The sequence below is a fragment of the Capnocytophaga sp. oral taxon 326 str. F0382 genome (assembly GCF_000318295.1).
Lineage (GTDB): Bacteria > Bacteroidota > Bacteroidia > Flavobacteriales > Flavobacteriaceae > Capnocytophaga > Capnocytophaga periodontitidis.
In genome coordinates this window covers 32493-40576 of the sequence record NZ_KB291393.1, presented here as the reverse complement: position 1 = coordinate 40576, position 8084 = coordinate 32493, and the positions used below count along the sequence as shown (strand labels likewise).

Annotated in this window: 6 protein-coding genes and 1 tRNA gene; 2 read left to right on the top strand and 5 right to left on the bottom strand. The window is 39.4% G+C overall.

Annotated features, from left to right (window positions below):
* Together HMPREF9073_RS04820 and HMPREF9073_RS04815 are read left to right on the top strand one after the other, a co-directional pair.
* The coding region (locus HMPREF9073_RS04820) for a hypothetical protein (RefSeq protein ID WP_009412878.1) at nt 1-560 on the top strand (560 nt) is incomplete at its 5' end.
* Between the two features lie 69 nt (nt 561-629).
* A complete protein-coding gene (locus tag HMPREF9073_RS04815; RefSeq protein WP_009412877.1) occupies nt 630-1214 on the top strand; it encodes a hypothetical protein in 585 nt (194 codons plus the stop codon).
* A gap of 133 nt (nt 1215-1347) precedes the next feature.
* On the opposite strand, the gene HMPREF9073_RS04810 is transcribed toward HMPREF9073_RS04815, so the two are convergent.
* From HMPREF9073_RS04810 to HMPREF9073_RS04790, 5 genes are all read right to left on the bottom strand, one after another.
* A tRNA-Asn gene (locus HMPREF9073_RS04810) sits at nt 1348-1421 on the bottom strand.
* Between the two features lie 195 nt (nt 1422-1616).
* Complete coding sequence (locus HMPREF9073_RS04805) at nt 1617-3017, bottom strand: dipeptidase (RefSeq protein ID WP_009412876.1); 1401 nt, start codon at nt 3015-3017, stop codon at nt 1617-1619.
* 76 nt (nt 3018-3093) lie between these two features.
* Entirely contained in the window at nt 3094-5433 is a 2340-nt protein-coding gene (locus tag HMPREF9073_RS04800; RefSeq protein ID WP_009412875.1) for a glycoside hydrolase family 20 protein, read from the bottom strand.
* 20 nt (nt 5434-5453) lie between these two features.
* A complete protein-coding gene (locus tag HMPREF9073_RS04795) occupies nt 5454-6572 on the bottom strand; it encodes a hypothetical protein (RefSeq protein ID WP_009412874.1) in 1119 nt (372 codons plus the stop codon).
* The gene (locus HMPREF9073_RS04790) at nt 6559-7497 is read right to left on the bottom strand and encodes a transporter (protein WP_009412873.1); all 939 of its coding nucleotides are present in this window, start codon (nt 7495-7497) and stop codon (nt 6559-6561) included. The genes HMPREF9073_RS04795 and HMPREF9073_RS04790 overlap by 14 nt, the downstream gene beginning before the upstream one ends.
* Nucleotides 7498-8084 lie beyond the last annotated feature (587 nt).

Here is an 8084-nt window from a genome sequence, read left to right as displayed (position 1 = left end):
TTGATGAAAAGGTTTTTAAGGATTGGGCAGTGGATACACAATATGTTCAAATGTATGATTGGGATAGATTCTTAAAGAAAGGAGATGAAAGGGTTAGGATTATCAAAACGGATAGTTTTATTCAAGTAGAAGTTAGTAACATTGCAAATCCTTATAAAAATAAATATAAGTATGATATCCGCACCAAGCGTTTAATTTTACAATCTTATTTCTTCTATAATTGCCAAATAGGTATTTGGAAAGATTGGAGTAAAACGGGCAAGTTAATTAAAGAGGTAAATTGTGATGAACCCTATAAATTAAGTGTAAAAGATATTATAACACTAGTAAATCAAAAATTTAATATTGATTTGTTGGATATGAATTTGCTTTTAAATGTAGATAGGTACAATAGAAGCGTTCCTATTTATATTATTAGTATTACAAAGCCTAATACAAGAGGACAAGAAATTAGGTATATAACCATAAGTGCTGATAATGGTGAAATTCTTTTTGATAAAATGTTATCTTCAGAAAAGGATTTTAATGATATATATCGATTAGAAGATAAGGAAAAATAAGCTTCTAAACCTCCCCTTCCACGATAAATTTTATCTAATAGTTTTGGTAATCTAAAAAATATATGCAAGATGAAAACATTCTATCTATATACATTATTGCTACTTAGTTTGGGCTGTAAGGCTCAAGAGTTTGATTTGCGCGGTATGAAACGCTTTGACGAAAAGGTTTTTAAGGATTGGGAAGTGGATACTTCTTTTTCTTCTATTCCTAACACTAAATTTTTAAAAAAGGGGAATAACAAGGTAAAAATCACTAAGGGAGATAAAATTATTGAAGTAGAGCTAAGTAGTGCGATAAGTCCATATACTTATCTGTATACTTATGATGCAAAACAAAAGAGACAAGTATCAAGAGGTGAGAAATTTCATAGAATGGAAGTAGGTATTTGGGAATATTTTGATAGCAACGGGAAATTGCAAAAGAAAATAGATGCTGATGAGGGATTTTCTTTTTCATTGAATGATTTGATAAAAAAGATGAAAAAAGAATATGGGATTGACTTGTTAGATACTATTCATATCAATATGAGTAGGGGATTTTTTAACAATCACAGAGGTTATCAAATAGCTATACCTACCACTTCTGAATATGAATACGATGTTTATAAAATAGACGGAGAGACAGGAGAGGTGCTATTATCTCCTAAAATATAGGGAACAATTCCTCTACAAGGCAAAATCTACACTAAGGAAGAGAGAATAAGAAATCACAAAGTTATATTGAACAGATATTAAAGTAAAGAAAGAATACAAAAAAAGCAATACTAAAAAGTATTGCTTTTTATTGCTCCCCCTACTGGACTTGAACCAGTGACCCTCTGATTAACAGTCAGATGCTCTAACCAACTGAGCTAAGGAGGAATATTCTACTTGTTTTTTTCTTAATTGCGGTGCAAAGGTACGACTATTTTTGAAACCTGCAAATTTTTAAGCAGAAAAATATTATATATTTTTCACTTGCATTGCTAAGTCGTTTATTTTCAATAATAATATAAAAAGACTTTACCAAAAATTTAATAGCCTCTCGTGCTACGAGTTTTGGTAAAGTCTTTATTACTATCTATATAACTCGTATTCCTTGTTTACAAAGTAGAGATAGAACCACGGAATGGTTTCAATACCTTTTAGGAAGTTGAAAATACCGTAGTGTTCGTTAGGCGAGTGGATAGCATCGCTATCTAAACCAAAGCCTAAGAGAATAGATTTGCTACCTAATTCTTCTTCAAAAAGGGCTACAATAGGGATACTTCCTCCTGAACGCACAGGTATAGGCTCTTTGCCAAAAGTTTGTTGGCAGGCTTTTACCGCTGCTTGGTAAGCAGTAGTATCGGTAGGAGTTACATAGCCTTGTCCGCCGTGGTGCGGAGTTACTTTCACGCGCACACCTGCTGGTGCGATACTCTCAAAGTGCTTGGTGAAGAGCTCGGTAATTTCGCGGTTGTCTTGGTTAGGCACTAAGCGCATTGATATTTTGGCATAAGCCTTACTTGGGATAACCGTTTTAGCTCCTTGTCCGGTATAGCCTCCCCAGATACCATTTACATCAAGGGTAGGACGTATAGAGGCACGCTCGGTAGTGGTGTAGCCTTTTTCGCCATATACTTCATCGATATCTAAGGCTTTTTTGTAGGCTTCGAGTGAGAAGGGTGCTTTTGCCATTTCATCGCGTTCAGCTTGTGAGAGCTCTTCTACTTTGTCGTAGAAATGCGGAATGGTAATGCGGTTGTTCTCGTCGTGCAAAGAAGCAATCATTTTAGTAAGCACATTGATAGGGTTTGCTACGGCACCGCCGTATAACCCAGAGTGCAAATCGCGGTTGGCACCGGTAACTTCCACTTCCACATAGCTAAGTCCGCGTAAGCCCGTAGTGATAGAAGGGGTGTCGTTAGCCAGCATACTGGTATCGGAAATGAGAATAATATCGTTTTTGAGTTTTTCGTGGTTGTTTTTTACAAACCAACTAAGGCTTCCTGAGCCTATTTCTTCCTCGCCTTCAATCATAAACTTCACATTGCAAGGGAGCACGTTGTTTTTCACCATATATTCAAGGGCTTTCACGTGCATAAACATTTGCCCCTTGTCGTCGCAAGCCCCACGAGCGAAGATAGCTCCATCGGGGTGAATATCGGTTTTTTTAATCACAGGCTCAAAGGGGTCGGATTCCCAAAGCTCGATAGGGTCGGCGGGTTGTACATCGTAGTGCCCATATACCAATACGGTAGGTAGGGCAGGGTCGATAGTTTTTTCGCCATAGACGATAGGGTAGCCAGGGGTTTCACATATTTCTACCTTGTCGCAACCAGCCTTTTCTAAGGCGTTTTTTACGGCATCGGCGGTGTTGAGCACATCCTGAGAATAGGCAGCATCAGCACTAATAGAAGGCATTTTAAGCAGTTCTATCAGTTCCGCAATAAAGCGGTCTTTGTTTTCGTTGATATAATTTTTTACTGAATCCATTATGTATCAATTAACAATTTACAATTAATAATTAACAATTTCTCGTTTTAAAACGCAACAAAGGTACATTATTTTTCTAAAATACCAAAATTTCATCTATAAAAAGCCACGCATCACCGCCTTTGGGAGGGGTTTTGACATTTTTGAGGGTAATCTTGATATAGCGTGCTTCTTGAGAATTGAACTTCAGTGCAAAATCTTTTAAAGAGGGTTTCCCTCTCACTACACAAGGCTCGTTGTGGGTCGCTACTTCACGGTAGTTTTTGCCATCGGTTGAAAGTGAGATTGCAAATTTTATAGGGAAATAAATACCTGAGGATTGAGAATCCATTGCGCCTATACGCACTTCACTTACCTCGGTGGCTTGCTCTAAATCGAGGGTGAGGGTTACATCGTCGCCTAACCAACCGAGCCATTGCCCATCTTGGAAGTTTTTGGTACCACGAACAACATTGGTGAGGGTTGCCTCGCCTTGTCCTTGATATTTTTTGTGATAGACTGGACTATAACTCATTTTCTTACCTATCGCTTTGTGGAATATTACCTCGCCAGTGGTAATGGTATTGGTCGCCTTTCCGCTGAAAACAGTAGCTTTGAAGGTAGTACTTTCGTTGAAAGGAATAGGTTGGGTGTATTTTTCGGCTTTTTCTATGGGGGTATCGCCTAAAGCATAGCGAATATCGGCGTTAGGGACTTCACACTCTAATTTTAGAAAAATCTTTCCATTTTGGTTTTCTACGGTAGGCAACACTTGGTATATAGAGCGTGCGTATTTGATTTTCATCACATCTAAACGCTCCATAAAGGTTTGGGTACGATTTATAAAATTGTCCCAATTTTTTAAGTTATCAGCAGTCCAACAGATTTCGGAAAAAGCTAACAAGCGAGGGAAGAGCATATATTCCGAATGTTCGGGGGTAGCTATGTATTCAGCCCATAAGTTGGCTTGGGAGCCTAAAACGTTTTTCTCCTCCCCCTTGCCCCCTCCCAAGGAGAGGGAGGTGAGGTTTTCTTTTTCAAGATTGTAATGGTAGAGTTTTTTTAATGTTAGATAGCCTCCATTAGCTTGGGGTTCATACTCGGGAAGACCTTGATATTTGTTGATATAACAATCACTGGTGAGTACCACAGGATTGCCTTGTTCGAGGGCTTTTTTACCTATATCGATACCGCGCCAATTCATCACCACTGCATCGTTAGCCAAACCACCATCCATTATCTCATCCCAACCGACTAAAGTACGTCCTTTAGACACTAAGAAATCGTCTATGCGTTTGATGAAATAGCTTTGCAATTGGTGTACATTTTTTAAGTGATGTTCTTTCATACGAGCCTGACATTTAGGGCATTTTTCCCACTCGGTGTGAGTAGCTTCATCACCACCTACGTGAATGTATTTGCTAGGGAAGAGTGCCATTACTTCGGTAAGTACATCTTCTAAAAAAGTGAAAGTTTCTTCTTGTCCTGCACAATAGATGTCGGTGATAGGCCATACGGCACCTGAGGGCACTCCTATGGGGCGTTTGTGGCAAGATAGTTCGGGGTAAGCGGCTATGGCACTCATTACGTGGGCAGGCATTTCTATTTCGGGGATTACCGTAATACCACGAGCAGCGGCGTATGCTACAATCTCTTTGATGTCTTCTTGGGTGTAGAAACCGCCGTATTTTTTAGGAGCAGAAGCAGGATTGGCAAAGGCGTTGGCAGGGTTAGTGGTGCGCTCATCCCATAGTTTATCCTCTTGATCTACGCGCCAAGCACCTACTTCGGTGAGTTTAGGGTATTTTTTTATTTCGATGCGCCAACCCTCATTGTCTACCAAATGGAAATGAAAAGTGTTGAGCTTGAGCATCGCCATACGGTCGAGGGTTTTCAGTATATATTCTTTAGAGAAGAAATGACGAGAAACGTCCAACATCAGTCCGCGCCAAGGGTACTGGGGAGCATCAGTGATAACAATAGCAGGTACCACCCAATCGGTTTGTACGGGGGTGGGGCTTTCAAACTCTTTGGGTAGTAGCTGACACAGGGTTTCGAGGGCATAGAGTGCCCCGTTATGGTCGGATGCGGTGATAGAAATCTTATCAGGTTTCACTACAAGGGTATAGCCTTCTTTTGGCAGAGATTTATCAAGAGAAAGTAGTATATAGCTCGTTTGTATAGCTGCCTTTCTAAAGAACATTCTGAAGCCTGTTGCCTTTTCGTATTGTTCAACAAACGAGTTGGTTACAGGATATAGTTCAGGAGCGGTCACAAAAACAGTTTCTTTAGTAAATCGGAAACTACCCTTATTTAGGGTCATTGATTGGGGTTTAGGAATGATACAAATATCACTCTCGGTAAACTTCACTGTTTCTTGTTTAAGGGGTTGGCAAGCAATGGTTAAGAGGGCGGTAAGAAATAAAAGTTTCTTCATCGGTATTAGTTGTTAGGGGGTTAAACTTCTTTTTTAAAAGTTGCTCGGCGTGCAAATATAATGGGGTCAAAATTTTTCCAAAGTTGTTGGATAGCGATGTTTTCTTCGAGTTCGGGGGTGATAATACAGTGAGTCACCTTGTTTTTAGAGAATACATCATAGTAATAATCAAACAAGAGTGCCGGAATACCTTTACTTTGGTATTCGGGGGCAACCCCAATGAGGTAGAACTCTACAGTATCGTGGTGTTTTTTGGCTTGCAATAAGTGCCACCAACCCCAAGGGAAGAGTTTGCCTTTAGCTTTCTGTAAGGCTTTGGAAAAAGAAGGCATTACGATAGCAAAACATATCAGTTTGCCGTCTTTATCTTCAATAAAGCGGATGTACTCAGGATTGATAAACGGGATGTATTTCTGTTTGAAATAATCGCGCTGACGGTTGCTTATAGGTACATAAGAAGCTAACTTAGAGTAGGTTTCGTTGTAGAGGTCGAACATCGCATCGACGTGTTTGAGCACCTCTTGGGTAGTAGGGGTATCGATAAGTTTTACGCCATAACGTTTTTTAATGGCTTCGGCTGTTTTTTTGAACAATTCGGGTTTAGCATTCTTTATGAGGAAAGACATATCGATAAAGCCTTTTTCTTTAGTGAAGCCTAATTGCTCTAAATGTTGTTTGTAGTATGGATAGTGGTACCACGTCATCATATTGGAGATATGGTCGTAGCCCTCAGTAAGTAAGCCCACCTTGTCCATACTCGAAAAGCCCATAGGACCTTCGATATATTCTAACTGGTATTCGCGAGCTTTCTCGGCTACTTTATTGAGGAGTGCTTTGGTAACCTCGATATCGTCAATCATATCGAGCCAGCCAAAACGTACTTTTTTTGTACCTTGTTTGAGGTCGTGTTGGTTCACGATAGCAGCTACACGTCCTACCATTTTTCCTTTTTCGTTGTAAGCGCCGTAGAAGAAGGCTTCGGCATTTTCAAACACAGGGTTTTTGGTTTTATCAAAAGATGCCACTTCGTCGTTGATGAGAGGTGGTACCCAATAAGGGTGGTTAGGGTATAGAGATAGAGGGAACTTTACAAATTCGGTAAGTTCTTTTTTAGAGGAAAGTTCTTTAATCGATAGCATTACGTCTGTTTCTTTTAGCTTTTTTCTTATGGTCTATTTTAGTAGGTTCTACTTTTTCTTTGAGTACTTTTTTGATATAGCTGTTGTGATTGTCGATGCGGTAAGAAGCGCCTATCAAGCCCATATAACGCTGAGGGGTGTCTTTCCAGCCAAAGCCTACATCGGCATTGAGTTGCAATTTGTCGGAGGCTAAAAAGGCTACTCCAAGGCGGGTGATCTGGTCTCGGTATTGCTCGTTATACACTCCTTGTTGTTCGGCAAAGATACTGAACCAACCGTTGTCTAAATTGTGAGTAACGGTGAGGATATAGCTATACTCGGTACTTTCTTTCTTTAAGAATCTATCGGCGATGAGGTTGGCTACGATTACCACACGAGGGATAGGCTCAGCTTGGAAAATAGCAGCTACTTTGGGTGATAGTTGGGGTACTTCCTCATAATAATAACGCTTGTTAGGCAGGAAATTCATACCCGCATAGAGGGCAATAGAAGGGGTGAGGTTGCGCCAACGGAAAGAATTGTTAGCTTTCCAGCTGTATATATTAGGTTTTTCGTCTAAAAAAGCAGGTTTGAACAACTGGTATTTTGCTCCAATAGTGTTGTTTACAAAGCCAAAATGAGAGGAAGAACTGTTATGCTCGAGAGTATAGTCGTAGGCAAGGGTACCATTGAGCATTACTTCTAATTGTTCTTTAAAGAAGCCATAGCGCACGGCATAATTCACTCCTGTAAAGTTCATAGAAGTGCCGGTTTTTTTATGGTTGCTGCGTTCGTACCACAAGCCTCCTTCGAACTGCAATACGCGAGCCCCTACAGCATAGGCACTTTGAGAATTACCGGGGAGATTGGAGTTAATAATCTCGGTATATTGAGCGGTGGCTGCCATTGGCAACAGTGCGATTAAGAGTAAGGAGAGTTTTTTCATTGTAAATAGAAAATTTTAGGCGACAAAGATAATAAATAATTACGAATTACGAGTTACGAATTACGAAATTATTACGAATTACGAATTATGAAGAGAGGTATTAGCCCAAAGACGTTTGTTCTACTTAGAGAGGAGAATTTGTAAAAACGGTTTTTTTATAAAACAAAATGTTTTTCTATGGAATTTAAGGATAAAAATATAAAAAAGGTTGCTCAACGTTTGCTAATAGATTGCGAATAAATAACGATTTAACAATCAATAAAATATTTTTAATCTCCCACAAAGCCAGCGAGGGGACAGCTGGGTATGTGAAACACGAATTTTCAGAAATAGGGAGTGCATAAAAGTCTTTATTTTTTATTATCTCACGAATTTTCACCTGAGGTGGTTTATATTGTGAATATATTATGATATAAAGCTGTAAATCAATATTCTGTTATGTCGAACTGACACTAAATAAATTTACTTTCATGGGCGTTTGCAGCACATACCCAGCTATCGCTGGCTTTCCTACACAACGTACTACAAAAGCTATTGATTATCAGAGTAATCAACTTAGCCAAAGGTCGTAGCACGACGAGCAATTA

Bases quoted from the DNA above. Each gene is read 5' to 3' on its own strand.
- HMPREF9073_RS04800 (WP_009412875.1), bottom strand. From the start codon at position 5,433: ATGAAGAAACTTTTATTTCTTACCGCCCTCTTAACCATTGCTTGCCAA.
- HMPREF9073_RS04815 (WP_009412877.1), top strand. From the start codon at position 630: ATGAAAACATTCTATCTATATACATTATTGCTACTTAGTTTGGGCTGT.
- HMPREF9073_RS04805 (WP_009412876.1), bottom strand. From the start codon at position 3,017: ATGGATTCAGTAAAAAATTATATCAACGAAAACAAAGACCGCTTTATT.
- HMPREF9073_RS04795 (WP_009412874.1), bottom strand. From the start codon at position 6,572: ATGCTATCGATTAAAGAACTTTCCTCTAAAAAAGAACTTACCGAATTT.
- HMPREF9073_RS04790 (WP_009412873.1), bottom strand. From the start codon at position 7,497: ATGAAAAAACTCTCCTTACTCTTAATCGCACTGTTGCCAATGGCAGCC.